The sequence below is a fragment of the Acinetobacter sp. F9 genome (assembly GCF_019195275.1).
GTDB lineage: Bacteria > Pseudomonadota > Gammaproteobacteria > Pseudomonadales > Moraxellaceae > Acinetobacter > Acinetobacter pseudolwoffii.
Map to the genome: position 1 here is coordinate 2,026,947 of NZ_CP078068.1, position 17,832 is coordinate 2,044,778.

General features: G+C 45.4%; 17 protein-coding genes. 11 read left to right on the forward strand and 6 right to left on the reverse strand.

Annotated features, from left to right (window positions below; genetic code table 11):
• Positions 1 to 50: 50 nt before the first annotated feature.
• Positions 51 to 1,415, reverse strand: coding sequence for an OprD family outer membrane porin (locus tag KT990_RS09575; protein WP_005263971.1), 1,365 nt, complete (start codon positions 1,413 to 1,415; stop codon positions 51 to 53).
• Between the two features lie 596 nt (positions 1,416 to 2,011).
• Here KT990_RS09575 and KT990_RS09580 point away from each other — a divergent pair.
• Positions 2,012 to 2,743, forward strand: coding sequence for a TorF family putative porin (locus KT990_RS09580; protein ID WP_180040935.1), 732 nt, complete (start codon positions 2,012 to 2,014; stop codon positions 2,741 to 2,743).
• A 47-nt stretch (positions 2,744 to 2,790) separates the two neighbouring features.
• Here the strand turns inward: KT990_RS09580 and KT990_RS09585 are convergent, their stop codons facing one another.
• Complete coding sequence (locus KT990_RS09585; RefSeq protein WP_218208705.1) at positions 2,791 to 4,281, reverse strand: YifB family Mg chelatase-like AAA ATPase; 1,491 nt, start codon at positions 4,279 to 4,281, stop codon at positions 2,791 to 2,793.
• A 66-nt stretch (positions 4,282 to 4,347) separates the two neighbouring features.
• Positions 4,348 to 4,575: an accessory factor UbiK family protein gene (locus tag KT990_RS09590; RefSeq protein ID WP_005094487.1), complete on the reverse strand. Its 228-nt coding sequence runs from the start codon at positions 4,573 to 4,575 to the stop codon at positions 4,348 to 4,350.
• Between the two features lie 277 nt (positions 4,576 to 4,852).
• Between KT990_RS09590 and glnK the strand changes: the two genes are divergently transcribed.
• The 7 genes from glnK to KT990_RS09625 all read left to right on the forward strand — a co-directional run bounded on the left by glnK (position 4,853) and on the right by KT990_RS09625 (position 10,988).
• A complete protein-coding gene (glnK, locus tag KT990_RS09595) occupies positions 4,853 to 5,191 on the forward strand; it encodes a P-II family nitrogen regulator (protein ID WP_005094485.1) in 339 nt (112 codons plus the stop codon).
• Between the two features lie 59 nt (positions 5,192 to 5,250).
• A complete protein-coding gene (locus tag KT990_RS09600; RefSeq protein WP_180191236.1) occupies positions 5,251 to 6,666 on the forward strand; it encodes an ammonium transporter in 1,416 nt (471 codons plus the stop codon).
• Between the two features lie 140 nt (positions 6,667 to 6,806).
• Positions 6,807 to 7,271, forward strand: a complete 465-nt coding sequence (nrdR, locus tag KT990_RS09605; RefSeq protein WP_005094481.1) for a transcriptional regulator NrdR — start codon at positions 6,807 to 6,809, stop codon at positions 7,269 to 7,271.
• A gap of 2 nt (positions 7,272 to 7,273) precedes the next feature.
• The gene (gene ribD / locus KT990_RS09610; RefSeq protein WP_005169044.1) at positions 7,274 to 8,362 is read left to right on the forward strand and encodes a bifunctional diaminohydroxyphosphoribosylaminopyrimidine deaminase/5-amino-6-(5-phosphoribosylamino)uracil reductase RibD; all 1,089 of its coding nucleotides are present in this window, start codon (positions 7,274 to 7,276) and stop codon (positions 8,360 to 8,362) included.
• A complete protein-coding gene (locus KT990_RS09615) occupies positions 8,359 to 9,651 on the forward strand; it encodes a DNA adenine methylase (RefSeq protein WP_005094477.1) in 1,293 nt (430 codons plus the stop codon). Before ribD ends, KT990_RS09615 begins: the two co-directional genes overlap by 4 nt.
• A gap of 22 nt (positions 9,652 to 9,673) precedes the next feature.
• Entirely contained in the window at positions 9,674 to 10,333 is a 660-nt protein-coding gene (locus KT990_RS09620) for a riboflavin synthase (protein WP_100329432.1), read from the forward strand.
• A gap of 109 nt (positions 10,334 to 10,442) precedes the next feature.
• On the forward strand, positions 10,443 to 10,988 hold the full coding sequence (locus KT990_RS09625; RefSeq protein WP_005094471.1) for a VTT domain-containing protein: 546 nt from the start codon (positions 10,443 to 10,445) through the stop codon (positions 10,986 to 10,988).
• Between the two features lie 330 nt (positions 10,989 to 11,318).
• On the opposite strand, the gene KT990_RS09630 is transcribed toward KT990_RS09625, so the two are convergent.
• Genes KT990_RS09630 through KT990_RS09640 form a run of 3 tightly spaced genes read right to left on the reverse strand, consistent with a single transcriptional unit; the run spans position 11,319 to position 13,823 of the window.
• On the reverse strand, positions 11,319 to 11,948 hold the full coding sequence (locus KT990_RS09630) for a hypothetical protein (protein ID WP_005094469.1): 630 nt from the start codon (positions 11,946 to 11,948) through the stop codon (positions 11,319 to 11,321).
• A 26-nt stretch (positions 11,949 to 11,974) separates the two neighbouring features.
• Complete coding sequence (locus tag KT990_RS09635; RefSeq protein ID WP_005094466.1) at positions 11,975 to 12,382, reverse strand: DNA polymerase III subunit chi; 408 nt, start codon at positions 12,380 to 12,382, stop codon at positions 11,975 to 11,977.
• A complete protein-coding gene (locus tag KT990_RS09640) occupies positions 12,375 to 13,823 on the reverse strand; it encodes a leucyl aminopeptidase (RefSeq protein WP_005094464.1) in 1,449 nt (482 codons plus the stop codon). Before KT990_RS09640 ends, KT990_RS09635 begins: the two co-directional genes overlap by 8 nt.
• 156 nt (positions 13,824 to 13,979) lie before the next feature.
• Between KT990_RS09640 and lptF the strand changes: the two genes are divergently transcribed.
• The 3 genes from lptF (at position 13,980) to gpmI (ending at position 17,825) form a co-directional block, all read left to right on the forward strand.
• Positions 13,980 to 15,080: an LPS export ABC transporter permease LptF gene (lptF, locus tag KT990_RS09645; protein ID WP_218208706.1), complete on the forward strand. Its 1,101-nt coding sequence runs from the start codon at positions 13,980 to 13,982 to the stop codon at positions 15,078 to 15,080.
• 2 nt (positions 15,081 to 15,082) lie between these two features.
• A complete protein-coding gene (lptG, locus tag KT990_RS09650; protein ID WP_218208707.1) occupies positions 15,083 to 16,153 on the forward strand; it encodes an LPS export ABC transporter permease LptG in 1,071 nt (356 codons plus the stop codon).
• A 124-nt stretch (positions 16,154 to 16,277) separates the two neighbouring features.
• Entirely contained in the window at positions 16,278 to 17,825 is a 1,548-nt protein-coding gene (gene gpmI, locus KT990_RS09655) for a 2,3-bisphosphoglycerate-independent phosphoglycerate mutase (protein WP_005094458.1), read from the forward strand.
• The last annotated feature ends 7 nt before the right edge of the window (positions 17,826 to 17,832 follow it).

The following is a 17,832-nucleotide window of genomic DNA, read 5'->3' on the forward strand; positions in this document are numbered from 1 at the left end:
AAAAACCTGCACAATGTGCAGGTTTTTTTATGGCTTGAAATTCGAGTGAATTAGAATAATTTCACAGGAATGTCTAAGAATAAACGCCATTCGTTAGTATCTGGCATGTAAACATCATTATAGGCTTGGTCAGCACGGTAATATGAGTGACGTACACGAAGGCTCGCGTCTTTGGCAAAACCAGATTGAACGGTATATTTCACTTGGTTAAAGAATTCACGTTCTTGTGCATCATCAGTTGTAATAGTACGGCCAAGTAGAGCTGAATCACTATCATTTGGGTCTACACGAACAGCACGGCTTGCATCAATATCCCAGCCATATACAAATGCAGAAGTCCAAGATAGGCCAGGAACATTTATTGCACCAAAATCAAAAGTATATTGAAGTTGAACAGATTTTTCATCATTGCCTATGAAGTCAGATAGGTATGAGTTCGGCATATAAATAGTTTGATGACCATCACCTACACCTTGACCTAGACCGTAGTCATAACCTGTATTACCCGTATTTTGTTGGTAAGCAAGCATGACATTGTGTGGGCCTTTATTATAAGTTGTTGAAATCGCCCAGATTGAATTTTTGAATTTATCGTCTACAGAACCGATATATGAATAAAGACTATTATTAGCTTCACGATCCCAGTTCGTATGATAACCACTAAAGTCATGAGTTAAGGTGCTGTCATTAGCAAGTTTATAACTATAGTTGGCATTGACATAATGACGCTCTAGGCGGTCTTTAATGTCTGTACCGTAATAAGAAGCATTAACTGCATCATTAAATTTATATTTCGCACCCCAAACGATTGCGCGATCCAGTTCATTACCATCAGATTTGATCTGGCTTGAACGTTGATTTTCAGTAAATTTACCAGCAACTAAGTTTAAGTTTTCAATTTCATTGCTTTCAACTAACACACCTGTGAAGTATTCAGGAACCAAGCGTGCTGTATTACTTGCCAGCACAGGCAAGTCTAAAACTTGAGTACCATAAGTTGCAGTCGTGTTTGAAACACGTGCTTTTACATATGCGCCACCACGTGCCCAATGATCATAAGCATCTACACGACCTTGCGCATCTTGACCACCGTGTGTCGGGATCATGTCATTACCAGCATGTGCATTTTCACCTAGTTTGAAAGATGCATCGCCAATAATACCGGCACCAAAGCCTACGGTACCTTTGGTGAAGCCTGAGTCTAATTTTACAATTGCTGTCTGAGCAAATGAACTGCGATCTGAGCCAGGTGTAGTATCTTTATAGTCACGGCTGATATAACCGGTACGGAACAGTACAGAACCTTCAGCATCTTCTACAAAACCTTTCGATTCACTTTGCTCGCTAGCGAAAGCAGTAGAAACCAAAGCAGCCTGAATCAAAACTGCTAATGTTAATTTTTTTGAATTTTGCATTGGGAAGAGAGCCTTATACAAATTGATCGGAATTTTTTAGGAATTGTATAAGAAATGCTAAAAAAATGTCATTTTTTATTAGATATATTCCACTAAAGTTTAGATTTTTTTAACTCAATTAAACAATAGCAAGGATTTGAGGTGATTAATTTTTAAACTGTCGGTAAAAAGTGAGTAAAAACATAATTTTATTGGAAGATATAAATGATATTTCTGAAGGGGTGAAATGAACATAAGCAGCTTATTTATTTTAGAACGTGCAAAAAATGTGATCAAAAATTACGCACTATTTTTTAGCACAAATTTTAATCATTACAAAAATAGAATCAAAATGGGGCAAATTGTAAATGATTATGTATAAGTATTAAAAAATTGATGAAATACCCTTAACTACATTTATTTAAAAGAAAGCTTAGATAATTCATTTTTTCATAATTTTAATTTTTATTTAAAAACAATGGTTTAAATTTTATTTGTCTTTTTAGATTTATTATTTTGGTTCCTTTTATCCAGATTGGCATAGCTTTTGCAAAGTTTATCCCGAGTGCAATAAATGATCATAAAAACGTCTGAGGACGGTCTTGGGGAGCCATATAATGAAACTAATTTTAAAAGCCTTATCCGTTGCTGTGCTGGGTGCTGCATCTACTTTCACTTTTGCAGCTGAACCTGCATCGGAACATACATTCTCTGGAAATATTAGCGTACTTTCGAGCTATAACTTGCGTGGTATCACCAATGTACCTGAAAATAAAGGCGCGACATTACAAGGTGGACTCGATTATAACCATGCCTCTGGTTTTTATGCAGGATGGTGGGGTTCAACCCTAGATTATGGCAGCGATAATGGTAGCGAATTCGAAAATAACTTTTATGCAGGTTATAACGGTTCAATTAATGAAGATTTGGCTTATACCGTCGGTTTAACTTACTATTATTACTATGATGTCGGAAATACAGACTCGAATGGCTTTGAAACCATGTTAGGTCTGAGCTACAAAGATTTCGGTATAAGCGCTCAAACACTTTTGGAAGATACCGCTTGGGGCAATACTGGCGATACCTACATCAAAGGCAGCTATAGCTATGCCTTACCTCATGATTTTAGCCTGGATACCGCACTGGGTTTGTATATTTATAAAGAAAGTGGTGATTATATTCCTGACTCAACTGAAAGCTTTGGCTTCCGTCATTTTGATATCGGTTTAAGCAAGCCGCTTGCCGATACAGGCGTAACGGCAAGCATGAATTATATTCTGGGTGGTTATGATCGTAATGATGTAAAACAAAATAATAAAGTGGTCTTCGGGTTGGCTTACAGCTTCTAATTTCCTCCAGATAAAAAGCGACCTCAGGTCGCTTTTTATCTGTTGATTTAGATCTGTTGCTGTCCCCGATAAGACAAAGCTTCAGACAGATGCTGACTCTGGATTTCTGTGCTTTGATTTAAATCAGCAATGGTACGTGCCACCCGTAATACCCGATGATAGCCACGTGCGGATAAATTCAGTTTTTGTTGAGCCAGTTCAAGCATATTCTGGGCAGTCTGATCCAAGCCAGCATAATGTTCTAACTGTTTTGGACTCAAACTCATATTCAAGCTATTTTGCCGTTGCATCTGAATCTCATAAGCTGCTATCACGCGTTGTCTGACCGTTTCAGAGTCCTCTGTCGGCCGATTATCCTGTAACTCATACGCCTGTAAGGGCGGTACATCAATATGTAAATCAATCCGATCCAGCAGCGGCCCTGAAATCCGGTTCTGATAGCGCTTGATACTGTCAGGCGAACACTGGCAGCGAATATCCTGATTAAAAGCATAACCGCATGGGCAAGGATTCATGGCAGCCACCAGCTGAAAATTGGCTGGAAAAGTGATCTGACGTGATGCACGAGAAATCACAATTTCTTTGGCTTCCAGAGGCTGGCGCAAAACTTCCAGTACCTTTCGATCAAATTCAGGCAATTCATCCAGAAATAACACGCCCAAATGCGCCAGCGTAATTTCACCCGGTTTGGGGTGTGAGCCGCCACCGACCAGTGCAACAGCAGAAGCGGTATGATGCGGTGCTCGAAACGGCCGCTGGCCAAAAGGATGATTGGCATTGGCGACTGAATAAATACTGGCAACTTCCAGATTTTCCTGGGTTTTTAAAGGCGGTAAAATACTGGCTAATCGAGATGCGAGCAAGGTTTTTCCTGTCCCCGGTGGTCCTCGAAACAGCAGGGAATGGCCACCCGCTGCTGCAATTTCCAGTGCACGCCGTGGCCGCAATTGGCCTTTGACATCGGCAAGATCACATTTATAAAAATGGTTGGTATCGACTGGGATGGTTTGTATTTCTGCTAAGCACTGCGTCTGAGCAAGATGCTCACACACCTCTTTTAGATGATTGGCAGCAAAGACCTTAAAGTCCGGGAGTTGGCAGGCTTCTTGTGCATTCGGACCCGGCAGCATCAGTTGATGCTGATCATGTTGACAGGCAATCGCAATGCTCAGGATCCCTGTGACTGGGCGAAGTTGACCATCGAGAGCCAATTCTCCAATAAACTCAAGATCATCGGTGCAGTTTTCCGGAAGCTGTCCGGAGGCGACCAAAATACCTAAAGCAATCGGTAAATCCAGACGCGAACCATCTTTCGGTAGATCTGCTGGAGCCAGATTAATGGTCAGGCGTTTGGTCGGAAACTGAAAGCCACTATTTAAAATGGCAGAACGCACCCGGTCTTTACTTTCCCGGACTGCGGCTTCAGGAAGCCCCACAATCGTGAGTGAAGGCATGCCGGAACTGACATGAACCTCGACTTCAATTAAAGGCGCGTGCAGGCCAAGCAAGCCTCGCGTATAAATTTTGGCAAAAGACATTATTATTGTTCCAATTTAGTGCATTATTCTTATCGGTCTTAGGTCTTTTGTGCACTGTACTTGTGCTTATTTTTTATTCGAAATTTTATCTTCTAAGGCTTCAACCTGTTTCAGCAAATCATTGAGGCGATGATTGGCATTATCGAGGGCAGTACGTTGACGTTCAATTTCTTCTTTGGACACCAGATCCATTTTTGTCACAGCTTCATTTAATAGAGCACGAATATTCTGTTCCAGATCTTTTTTAGGTTGTTCAACTTGCTGCAAAATTGCTTGTAATAGGGTTTCAATCATTGTCTGATCCATCGCCATCGAAAGGAAGCGACAGTTTAGCATTGCTCGAATACAGACCCTAGTATTTCAGACAAAATATAGGCTTAATCGATAAGAGATATTGTAAAAATCCACATAAAAAATGTCGGTTTTTTAAAGATTCAAAACCTTTATAAGTATAAAATAAGGTATAAATAAACCGCATGCCGGGCTTTCTAATTTCCCCCGACCTTAGGAATCTTGGCATGAAATTTGAACGTAAAACCTTACTGGTGAAATAAGCCGAAGGAAAACAAACATGAAGCTCGTAACTGCAATCGTAAAACCTTTTAAATTGGATGATGTTCGTGAAGCATTGTCTGAAATTGGTGTTCAAGGCATCACTGTAACTGAAGTGAAAGGCTTTGGTCGTCAAAAAGGCCATACTGAACTCTATCGTGGTGCTGAATACGTTGTAGATTTCCTGCCGAAAGTCAAAATTGAAATCGCGATTAGCGATGACATGGTTGACTCCGTCATTGAATCTATTACGCGTGTTGCTAGCACTGGAAAAATTGGTGACGGAAAAATTTTCGTGACGAACTTAGAACAAGTCATCCGTATTCGTACAGGTGAAACAGGTGCAGACGCTGTTTAACTTGGCACGAAGTTTGCTGAGTACCTAAGAACTCACAAAAACTTGGTTGGGGGATACGAATGAAAAAAATGCTACTTGCGTTCGGCATGGCCGGCGCACTTTTTGGTGGTTCTGTTGCATGGGCTGAAAATGCTGCAACAGCAACACCACCCGCAGAAGACATTGTGCTTGTTGAAGAAACAGGCGAAATCACACTGAATAATACGGCAGATACTCCAGCAGCAATTGCTGAAGCAGCGCCAGTTGAAACAGCAGTACCTGCAGAAGAAGAAGCAACATTAGATACAGGTGATACTGCTTGGGTTTTAACGTCCACCGCATTAGTTTTACTCATGACCATTCCGGGTCTAGCACTCTTTTATGGCGGTATGGTCCGTAAGAAAAACGTCCTGGCGACCATGGCGCATAGCTTTATTGCCGCTGCAGTCGTCAGCATTGTCTGGGTGATTATCGGTTATACCCTGGCCTTCGGGGAAGGGAATGCCTTCATTGGTAGCTTGGACAAATTTATGTTGGCCGGTATTACCACAGAGGCGCTTTCAGGCACCATTCCTGAAATTCTGTTTGTCATTTTCCAAATGACTTTTGCCATCATTACTGTTGCAATTATTAGTGGTTCGATCGCAGAACGGATGAAATTTGGTGCTTTCGTTGCTTTCATTGCACTTTGGGTGGTGATTGTCTATGCGCCGATTACTCACTGGGTCTGGGGCGGCGGCTGGTTGGGTAATGACGGTGCGCTCGATTTTGCTGGTGGTACAGTGGTTCACATCAACTCGGGTGTTGCCGGTTTGGTAGCAGCGTATATGCTGGGCAAACGTATGGGCCTGGGCCGTGAATCGATGGCGCCACACAACTTGACCCTTACTGTGGTGGGTGCATCTTTACTTTGGGTGGGCTGGTTCGGTTTCAACGGTGGTTCTGCCCTGGGTGCGAACGGCTCTGCAGGTTATGCGCTGGTGGTGACTCAAGTGGCAGCGGCAGCGGCAGCGATCTCTTGGCTGATTACTGAAAAACTGGCACGTGGCAAAGCATCTGTATTAGGCGGCGTATCGGGTGCAGTTGCTGGTCTGGTGGTGATTACGCCAGCCGCAGGTTTCGTGACGGTCGGTGGTGCATTGGCGATGGGTTTGATCGGTGGTGTGGTGTGTTTCTGGGGAATCACTGCGCTGAAACGTGCCTTGAAAGCCGATGATTCTTTAGATGCGTTTGGCCTGCATGGTGTAGGTGGTGTGGTCGGTGCAATTTTAACCGCTTTTTTTGCCAGCGAATTCATTATGGGGGATGCTGCACCAGCCAACATGATGAGCCAGCTTTGGGTTCAGGTTGAAGGTGTACTGGCGACCATCGCTTACTCTGCCATCATGACGTTCATTATCCTGAAAGTGATTGACTTGATCATTGGTATCCGTGTCGCATCTGATGATGAGCGCATGGGTCTGGATTTGAGCCAGCATGGTGAACGTGTCGAATAATAATAAACACACAATAATCAATATATAGTGCAAAACAGCCCAAATGGGCTGTTTTTTTTCTATATGTTGCGTAAGACTCTACAAAGTTTGCAATTTTTGCTACACTCGGAATCCATCTGGATTTGTTCAATTAAACCGCTATGCATTGCCCATTTTGCAATACTGCAGACAGTAAAGTGATTGATTCACGCCTGGCAGCTGAAGGCTGTCAGATTCGTCGTCGCCGTGAATGTGTCAGTTGTAATGAACGTTTTACGACTTTTGAAAGTTATGAAGTGGTGATGCCGCGCGTGATTAAATCGGATGGCAAGAATGAACCCTTTGATGAAGCCAAATTACGTCGTTCCCTGATGCATGCCTTGCAGAAACGTCCGGTAACCCAAGAGCAGATTGAAACAGTTTTGAGCGATATCCAGTTACAGATTCGCCGTTTGGGTGAGCGTGATGTGAAATCGCGTACCATCGGTGAAATTGTCATGCAGTCTTTATTCGCACTCGATCACGTGGCCTATGTGCGTTTCGCTTCGGTTTATCAGGATTTCCAGGATGTTGAAGCTTTTCGTCATCAAATTGAACAGATGCAACAGCGAGAATCACAAGAATAAGCATGTCTGAACTGAATCAAGATCAAGTCTGGATGCGCCGCGCAATTCAGCTTGCCCAGCAAGGTCAATACTCGACCAAGCCCAATCCGAATGTCGGCTGTGTCATTGTCAAAGATGGCGTCATTATCGGTGAGGGTTTTCATCCTCAAGCAGGGCAGCCGCATGCTGAAGTATTCGCGCTGCGTCAGGCTAGTGAGCAGGCACGTGGTGCAACCGCGTATGTCACTTTGGAGCCGTGTGCGCATTATGGGCGAACGCCGCCATGTGCCAAGGGTCTGGTTGAAGCTGGTGTGGCTAAAGTGGTCGTGGCCTGTCCTGATCCAAATCCGCTGGTGGCGGGCAAGGGTGTACAGATTTTAAAAGATGCCGGTATCGATGTTGAAGTCGGGATTGGTCAGGAACAAGCGCATCAGCTGAATCAAGGTTTCCTGAAAGCCATGGCGACCGGCATGCCGTATGTGCGACTTAAAATTGCATCCAGTCTGGATGGCCGTACGGCGATGGCATCCGGTGAATCGAAATGGATTACCGGAGCCGAGGCGCGTCAGGACGTGCAGTATTGGCGGGCCATTTCCGGTGCAGTCATCACTGGGATTGAAACAGTTCTGGCCGATGACTGTCAGCTGAATGTGCGGCAACTCGATGGCATTGAAGATATTGAAACAGTAGTACAGCCCAAGCGTATCATTTTGGATCGTCAGGGGCGTTTGCCATTAACGGCGAAAATTCTAGCGCAAGCCGACACCGTGTTGGTGATGGGACCTTTTCGGCAAGAGCTGGCCGATCTGGGTGTGTTACAATTGCCGGTACAGCCTTTAAAACAATTATTGTCCCAGCTGGCTGAGCAGCATCAGATTTATGATGTCTTGGTGGAAGCAGGGGCGACCTTATCTACGGCATTTTTACAAGAACAATTGGTTGATGAACTGATCAGTTACGTTGCACCGACCTTATTGGGTCAGTCTGCACGTACTATGTTTAATGCAGAATTCAGCCTTATGGCAGAACAACTCCGATTTAAGCTGCGCGATGTGACCCGCTTGGGTGATGACGTGCGCTTCAGGTTAATTCCTTTTCAAGAGACACTATGAGTTCAGAGTCTACGGTTTATCATAAACGTCGCCATGCGGCACGTACCACCGATGAATATCTTTTCCATCAGCTGGTTCCTTATCTGGGCAACAAACGCCGTTTATTACATTTGATTCTGGAAGCACTTGAAATTACAGGAACTCTGAAGCGTGAAGATGGCCGTGCGCCGATTTTTGCTGATTTTTTTGCTGGTTCTGGTGTGGTATCACGCTTAGCCCGTCAAAATGGTTATCGCGTGATTGCCAATGACTGGGAACCCTATAGCCATGCATTGAATCATGCGGTGCTGGCCTGTACTGAAGCACCGGCGTTTAAAGAATTGGGTGGCTATCAGAAAGCCATTGATTATCTGAACCGTCTGCCGGAAGTGAAAGGCTGGGTCACGCATAACCTGTGTCCGCGCAATGATGAAATTTATGATCCCGCCCGTGACCGTTTGTTCTTTAAACGTCGTAACGGCATGCGTATTGATGCGATTCGTCAGCAGATTGCAGCTTGGCAGGCCCAAGGTGCCATTGACGATGTAGAGATGTCTGCCTTGCTGGCACCATTACTGTATTCAGCCAGTTTTGTCAGCAATACCTCGGGCGTTTTCAAGAGTTTCCACCACGGCTGGGGCGGAAAAACCCAAACGGCGCTGGAACGGATTGAATCTTTACTGTGGCTGACCCCAAGCCGCTTTTGCGAGTCGGATCAGAAGAAAGGTATGGCTGCCGAAATGTGGTGTGTCGATGCCCAGCATCTGGCCAATCAGATGAGCGGTTTTGAAGTAGATGTGGCTTATCTGGATCCACCGTATAATCAGCATGCCTATAGCAGTAATTACCATGTCCTGAATGCTTTGACCTTATGGGATCAGGCCGATTTACCGACGCCAGATACCAAGGGCTTCAAGAGCGGGATTGACCGGGCATGGCGCAAAGAGCGTCCGAGCCAGTACAACTCTTCCAAATATGCCAAAGAAGCCTATGAAAACTTGTTGGCGACCATCAATGCGCGTTTCATTCTGACCAGTTATTCAACGGATGGTAATATCAGCGCCACTGATTTATTGCAGGCCAACCTGAAACGTGGCCGGGTGACCTTGCTGACTCAGGATGTACCACGTTATCGGGTCAGCAAACAGCGCCAATCTGAACGTGCACGCGTACTGGAATTTATTGTGATTACCGATACCCATGCCAGGTCAGGTCCACCGATCCGTCAACTCCTCAGCCAGTTGCATCATTATGCAGAATTGGGCGGTGTGGATACCACTGGTGTCAGTACCCAGTTGGCACTCTGGTAAAAGAATAGAAAAGGAAATAAAAATGTTTACAGGTATTATCGAAAGCCTCGGCAAAGTAGACAGTCTGCGAATTGTGGGTGGTGATGTACGTTTACGTATCCAGACTGACCTGGACATGTCGGATGTACATCTGGGTGATTCTATTGCTACAAATGGCATCTGCCTGACAGTCATCGACTGGGGCGAAAACTGGTATGCAGCTGATGTGTCCCGTGAAAGTCTGAACCGGACGACACTGGGCAACTGGAAAGCCGGTCAACCTGTTAACGTCGAAAAAGCCATGTTGCCGACCACGCGTTTTGGCGGCCATATTGTTTCAGGTCATGTCGATGCAGTCGGCGAGATCACTTTGGTGCGTGCAGATGCACGCTCGATTTATTATGAAGTCACTGCACCGGCTGAAATTGCCAGATATCTGGCAGAAAAAGGTTCGGTCACAGTCGATGGTATTAGCCTGACCATTAATCACTTGCGTGGCTGTGTGATTAGTCTGAACTTGATTCCGCATACGGCTGAACGTACCAATATCGGTACCTGGAAAGTGGGTAGCAAGGTCAATCTGGAAGTGGATGTGTTGGCACGTTATATCGAGCGTTTATTGCTCGGTGATAAAGCCGCAGATACTACTGAACAGTCTAAGATCAGCATGGATTTTCTGGCTGAAAATGGCTTTTTAAAATAAGCGGAATGCTTAAATACTGAACAGTCTGATTGAAAAATTAGACTGTTTTTTTATTTTTCGGGATAATCAGCAATTCAATTTGCAAATATTGCCTTGGTGGACGGGTCGAATGCTCGATTTTTTACTCAACTTGGAACAGTCATTACCGCTATTGCTTGATCAATATGGGGTATGGATCTACGCGATCCTGTTTCTGGTGATTTTTGCGGAAACCGGCTCAGTATTTTTCTTTTTTCTGCCCGGTGACAGTTTATTGCTGGCTGTAGGAGCTTTATGTGCCAGCAGCGATATATTGACCCTGCATTCGATGGGATTACTGCTCTTTACTGCATCGGTACTCGGCTACACCGTGAATTATTACACTGGAAAAGTGCTGGGCCTAAAATATTTTAATCGGCATTCACGCTATTTCAAGCCAGAATATATGGTGAAAACCAATCACTATTTTATGAAACATGGCGGTAAAACCATTCTGATTGCGCGTTTTATTCCTTTTGTTCGTTCATTTGGCCCTTTTGCTGCCGGTTCAGCCCATATGAGTTTTGCCACATTCAGCTTTTATAATATTACGGGTGGTATTCTCTGGATTGGTACTTTATTAAGTATTGGCTATTTGCTTGGAAATGCTGCCTTTATGCTGGCCGATGTGCTCTAAAAGATCAAATTAAAAATCCGAATCAGCCGGATGCCAGTTAGTTAAGCAATTGACTGGCATTTTCTTTTTTAAATTCATGATTATATTTGATGGGTGGAAAAGTCATCCGCAACTGTTTGAGGCATGCGGTGTATTGCACCGCAAGATATCTTCCTTGCGAAGCTCTGCTTCTCATTTGGACAAAACCAAATTAACCAATGCTTTACAGATGTTTGATGTAAAACCTTAAGGTTTCGTCGTGAACGACTAAACAGTTAAAGGGTCTATTTCTAAACTCCTTAACTGATCAGCATTACCGAATGAGCGGGCTTTTTATATGAGTTGGGATTTTTAATCAGGTCTCACTTGCTCGGAAAATTCTGAATTTTTCAGTATATAGTCGATTTCTTCTTGGGCCGCCACACGCATTTGTTCTCTTAGTGCATTGATGGTCTGTTCAATCACCGTTTCTGCCTCCAGTTCCAGACGCAAACGCACACTCTCTAATTCAGATAAAATGGTGTGGTCTTGAATCTGGATACGACCTTGGGCAAAGTCAAAACTATGCTCAGGATTTTTCTGATAACGGGCAACATAGTGCTGCATTTCTGTCTCTAGACTGAGGTTTATGTCAGCGAGGGCTTGGGTCTGCTCAGTAAATTTACGCTGTTCATCCTGATATAACTGTGCAATCGCAGCCTGCTCTGCAGCACGTTTATCGGCCAAGGCCTGTTCGAGTGCCAGCTGTCTGCGAATACGTGCAGCCTCAATCAATTCAGCCTTGCGCTGCGCATAGGCTTCTTCAATCTTGCGTTCAGATTCCTGCTGTAAGCGCTGATCACGAATCTGCCATTCTTCTAAAGAGGTTTCAGGCTTTAAAATGTCACAGATCCGAGAGAGGTCATCGATAAAGGTCTGACGTACAGCTTCTGGCACATTTAACCAGCGCTGTTTAAAATCTGGACCTACATTTAATGCCACATGCCTCTCCTTGTGGGTGATATCGGTTAAAGCTTATGGGTGTTGGGCTCAATACCTAAACGACGATATTGTTTGAATTTTTCACGACCCAGCTGTTTAGCCGTTTCATGGTTTTCAATGATCTCAATAATGTGACTAAATTTTGCGTAAGGTTCAAGTGCTTCTGGATTAAAATTGAAAATAATCCAGTCGGACTGTTCAGGCAATGTTGCCGAAATACACACGCTAGCCTCAGGCTGATCAATACCATGCGGAATAAAACTCGCGCGATCAAAGCTCCACAGGCGTTCATCCAGCTGCTGTTGTAACGCTGCATCGGCACATAGTAACCAGATCCGCGCCGGCTGGCGCAGAATCTTGCGGCATAAACGACAAGCACTTTCGACTTGTCGTTCAGGACTTTTTTCAAATAAATAAAAGCTGACCTTAGCCATTCGTTTGAACGCGGTTGGCCAGGAACTGCATCAATAATGGCACTGGACGCCCGGTTGCACCTTTATTGGCACCTGAGTTCCATGCTGTACCTGCAACATCCAGATGTGCCCAGCGATATTCACGGGTAAAACGCTGCAAGAAGCAGGCTGCAGTGACAGAACCGGCTTTTGGGCCACCGATATTGCCAATATCGGCAAATGGTGAATCGAGTTGTTCCTGATAGTCATCTATGACCGGCATACGCCATACCCGGTCAAATGAATGCTGGCCGGCAGTTTCCAGTTCTGCTGCCAATTTATCATCTGGTGTGAACAGACCTGTCAGCACGGAACCCAAAGCCACCACACATGCACCGGTCAAGGTCGCAATATCAATCACCAGAGCAGGGTTGAAACGTTTCACATAGGTCAGGGTGTCACATAACACCAGACGACCTTCGGCATCGGTATTCAGGATTTCAACCGTTTGACCGCTCATCGTCGTGACGATGTCACCCGGACGAGTGGCTTTACCTGAAGGCATATTTTCTGCTGCGGCAATGGTTCCTACCACATGCAGAGCTAAGCGGGACTCACACAATGCACGCATGGTACCCAGTACAGAGGCTGCACCGCACATGTCGTATTTCATTTCATCCATACCTGCGCCAGGTTTGAGTGAAATACCACCGGTATCAAAGGTAATGCCTTTACCGACCAGTACCACTGGCGCTTCACTACGCTCTGATTGATATTCAATGCTGATAATACGACCCGGACGCTCTGAACCCTGGCTGACTGCAAGGAAGGCACCCATGCCTAAATCTGCCATCTGTTGTTCATCCAGTACCGTGACTTTCAGTAAATCCGGATATTCAGCAGCCAAGGCGATGGCCTGATCTGCCAGATATTCCGGGAAACAGATATTGCCCGGACGGTTGCCCAGATCACGTGCCAGGTTTTGCCCGCTCTGTACTGCTTGAACCAGTTGCAGCTGTTCTGTCGTTAAAACGCTATGCGTGGCAATCAGGTCGATCTGTTCAAGTACAAATTCATTCTTTTTCGACTTATATTCATCATAACCATAGCTGGCTTGAGTCAAAGCCAGAGCAAACAGATAATGCAATTCTTGTGGAAGTTGTGTCAGGTCTACAGAAATCTGTTTGAATTTTTTTTGAGTGGCCTGAATAATAGTCTGGGCAATTTTTGCGAGTTTTGCTGGTTGCAATTCAGCGACTTTGCCTAAACCGATCAGTGCTGCATGGCTGGACTGGCTGACTTGGCCAATCAGGCTCAGACTTTCAGCCAAAGCTGCTTTGAACTGAGATGCTTCAATTAATCTGTCTAAATTGTTGATTTGATAGGTTGAGGTGGTATTTTGAAGTTGTTCTGAGTCAACTAAAATCAACAAAGATTGACTTGATCCATTCTCTGGGAATGACGTATTAATTGTAAGTTTCATATTCTGTTTTCACGCCTGTCTAGATTTGTAAATCATTCAGTCATTGAACCATTTATCTGAATAGAGTTTCAATGGGTAGGGCCGTCTAGGTTTTATATTTTTGCTATTCGGGTAAACTAGCACTCGTTTTATAGACCTTATTTTGGAAGAATTAATTTGATTATTCGGCGTTATCTGGTCAAGCAAGTTGTCTCGACATCCTTGGTGGTGATTGCCTTATTGACCTTGATCATGATGGGTGGCCGACTGATCAAGTATTTTGGTGTCGCAGCGCAAGGCCGTCTGGATGCAGGCATTTTATTTAGCATCATTGGCTACCGTTTGCCTGAGTTTTTAACCTTAATTCTTCCGCTCGGTTTCTTTATTGGCCTGATGCTGGTATTTGGCCGTTTATATGTCGACCATGAAATGGCGGTGATGAATGGCAGTGGTGTCAGCCGGCATCAATTGGCGCGCCTTCTGGTGCCGATGACCTTGGTGTTTCTCATTGCCCAAGCCGGCTTGATGCTCTGGGCAGCGCCATGGGGAATCCGCCAGTTTGAAGCGCTGACCACCAGTCAGGCGGTACGCACCGGCTTTGATCTGGTACGACCCAAAGAATTTATTTCCTCTGGCCCCTATACCATTTATGCCGGTGATCTGTCTGAAGACCGTAAAAACTTAAAAGATATTTTCTTCTATCAGCGGGCAGAAAAACCCGGTAAACCGGATGTGATGATTCTGGCCCAGGAAGCCACCCGCATCGAGGTGCCAAATGATGCGGCCAATGTGGTCGATCTGGTTCAAGGTCGCCGTTATGAAATTTATCCGGGCACTCCGCAATATACCCAGGCTGAATTTGCAAGCTATCGTCTGCGTTTAGAAAATGATGAGGAAGCACAGTTTGCCAGTGCTGAAGTTGAAGCCCTGCCAACCTCGCAATTGTGGCAGAACCGTCAGGATCCTGTGGTGGCCAGTGAATTAGGCTGGCGGGTATTTGTACCATTTGCGATTCTGGTTGCTTTGATTCTGGCCGTGGCCTTGTCTGAAGTGAGTCCACGCCAAGGTCGTTATCTCAAGTTATTTCCGGCGCTCATGATTTTTGCCAGTCTGATTGTGGCGTTAATGGCCGTGAAAACCCGGATCAGTAAAGAGGAAATGGGGATCTGGGCTTATCCATTGATCCTGATTGCTTATGCGATTGCGGGTGCCTTGTTCTCACGTAAACAGAATTTGGCCCCGAAAATCAAGAAACAGATTCAGCGAGTGAGGTCTTAATAATGTTGGCACGTCGTATAGTTGCAAAACATGTGACCCAAACCACTGCGCTGGCGATGCTGGGTGCAACCGCTGTGTTGGCGGGTTTACAGGTGTTATTTACTTATCTGGGTGAGCTGGGTTCACTAAAAGAAGGTTATGGCGCCTGGGATGCCTTGAAATATGTGCTCTGGGGTGCTCCGAATTATCTTTATGAAATTCTGCCGATCTCGGCGCTGATCGGTGCGGTTTTAGGTTTGGGCACATTAGCCTCAAATAGTGAACTGATTGTGATGCGCTCGATCGGGATCAGTCTGTGGCGGATTGTTGGCTGGGTGATCCGTTCAGCATTACTGCTGGTGGTCTTGTCATTTGCCTTGAGCGAGTGGGTGATTCCTTATACCAATGAACAGGCCAAGAGCGTAAAAAGTTCGAGTAAAGCCGCGCAACTGGGCGAAGTGCGGGGTTACTGGACACGGGAAGGGCAGCGCTTTATTTATATTGATTATGCCAATTCGCAAGGTCAGCTGAAAAATGTGCAGATGCTGGATTTTGATGAAAATTATCGCTTACGCGGCACCTTGCAAGCGGATCAGGGCGAATTCGTCACAGATGGCTCCTGGACATTAAGCAATACCGAGCAGTTCGATATTCTGCAAAATGGTAGTGCTACCCTGATCAAGCAGGAACAGCAACCTTTGGCACTGGCATTACAGCCAAAATATGTGCATATGGTCACCATCGATCCTGAAGACTTGTCACCGAGCCAACTGGTCAGTTTCACAAGTTATATGCATGAATATAGTCAGGTGCCAAAAACCTATCAACTGGCTTTCTGGCAGAAACTCGGTTCTCCTTTTGCCCTGATTGCACTGGTGGTGATTGCCTGTTCATTTATTTTTGGGCCGCTGCGTCAGCAATCCATGGGTTTTCGTCTGGTGATTGCCTTATTTGCCGGTCTGGGCTTTTTCTATCTGCAGGATTTCCTCGGTTATGCCAGTCTGGTCTATGCACCATCTCCGGCATGGTTTGTCTTTATTCCGATTCTGATCATGTTCGGTATTGGGGGTTACCTGCTGTATCGGGCACGCTAAGACCCAGGAAAATAGAACAAATCAATCGCGATGAGTGGCTTAAACCATACTCTGGTCATGGCCTCTTTTTGCAAACTTCGCTAAAATAGAGCGATTAATTCGTAGACGAACAGAGTATTTCATTATGACGGATGCAACTGCTGGCAAAATCCCTCACGTTTTGGTGATTATGGATGGTGTGGGTCATCGCGAAGCGGTCGAAGACAACGCGTTTTTAGCAGCTAAACGACCAAATTTAACTGCAATGCAGGACAAGCATCCGCATGGTTTGATCTCGGGTTCAGGCGAAGATGTTGGTCTGCCAGATGGCCAGATGGGGAACTCGGAAGTCGGACATATGAACCTCGGTGCAGGTCGTGTGCTGTATCAGGATTTTACCCGGATTACCAAAGACATTCGTACCGGTGATTTCTTCAATCATGAAGTACTCGTCGATGCGGTGGAGAAAGCCAAAGCTTCAGGTGGTGCAGTGCATTTGCTCGGCCTTTTATCTCAAGGCGGTGTGCATTCGCATGAAGACCATATTGTTGCGATGGCTGAACTGGCACTCAAACGTGGTGTCAAAGTTTATTTGCATGCTTTCCTGGATGGTCGTGATACGCCGCCACGAAGTGCCCAGCCGTCATTGGAAAAACTGGATGCGCTGTTTGCACAATATCCAGGTCAGGGTCGTATTGCCAGCATGATTGGTCGTTACTTCGCGATGGATCGTGACAACCGTTGGGATCGCGTCGAACAGGCCTATCGTTTATTGACTGAAGGCGAAGCGGCCCGTACAGCTGCCACCGCAGTTCAAGGTCTGGAACAGGCTTATGCCGCAGATGAGTCGGATGAGTTTGTCAAAGCCACCCGCATTGGTGAGCTGGCAAAAATTCAGGATGGTGATAGCGTGGTCTTCATGAACTTCCGTGCTGACCGTGCCCGTGAAATTACCAAAGCCTTTGTTGAAAAGGACTTTGCTGGATTTGCACGTAAAGTGGTGCCGAACTTAGCCAAGTTTGTGATGTTGACGCGTTACCAAGCAACGATTGATGCGCCTGTGGCCTATATGCCAGAAGCGTTGGTCAACTCGATTGGTGAATACCTGTCAAATCTGGGTAAAACCCAATTGCGTATTGCTGAAACTGAAAAATATGCACACGTGACGTTCTTCTTTAGTGGCGGTCGTGAAGATGAATATCCGGGTGAAAAACGTATCCTGATTCCATCACCAAATGTAGCAACTTATGACCTCAAACCGGAAATGAGTGCTTATGAAGTGACTGATGAGCTGGTCGCTGCGATCAATTCAGGCGAATTTGACCTGCTGGTGGTGAACTATGCCAATGGTGATATGGTCGGTCATACCGGTGTTTTTGATGCCGCAGTGAAAGCGGTCGAAGCGGTCGATACCTGCTTAGGCCGGGTTTATGAGGCGGTGATGGCGCAAAAAGGTCATATGCTTATCACTGCCGATCATGGTAATGTAGAGCAGATGCAGGACTATCACAGTGGTCAGGTGCATACTCAACATACCACTGAATTGGTTCCATTTATTTATGTAGGTCCAACTCAGGCCACGATCGCAGAAGGTGGCGTATTGGCAGATGTCGCACCGACCTTATTAAGTCTGATGCAAGTTCCAGTCCCTGCGGAAATGCAAGGTCGCAACCTGATTGAACTGAATCAATAATTTTCGA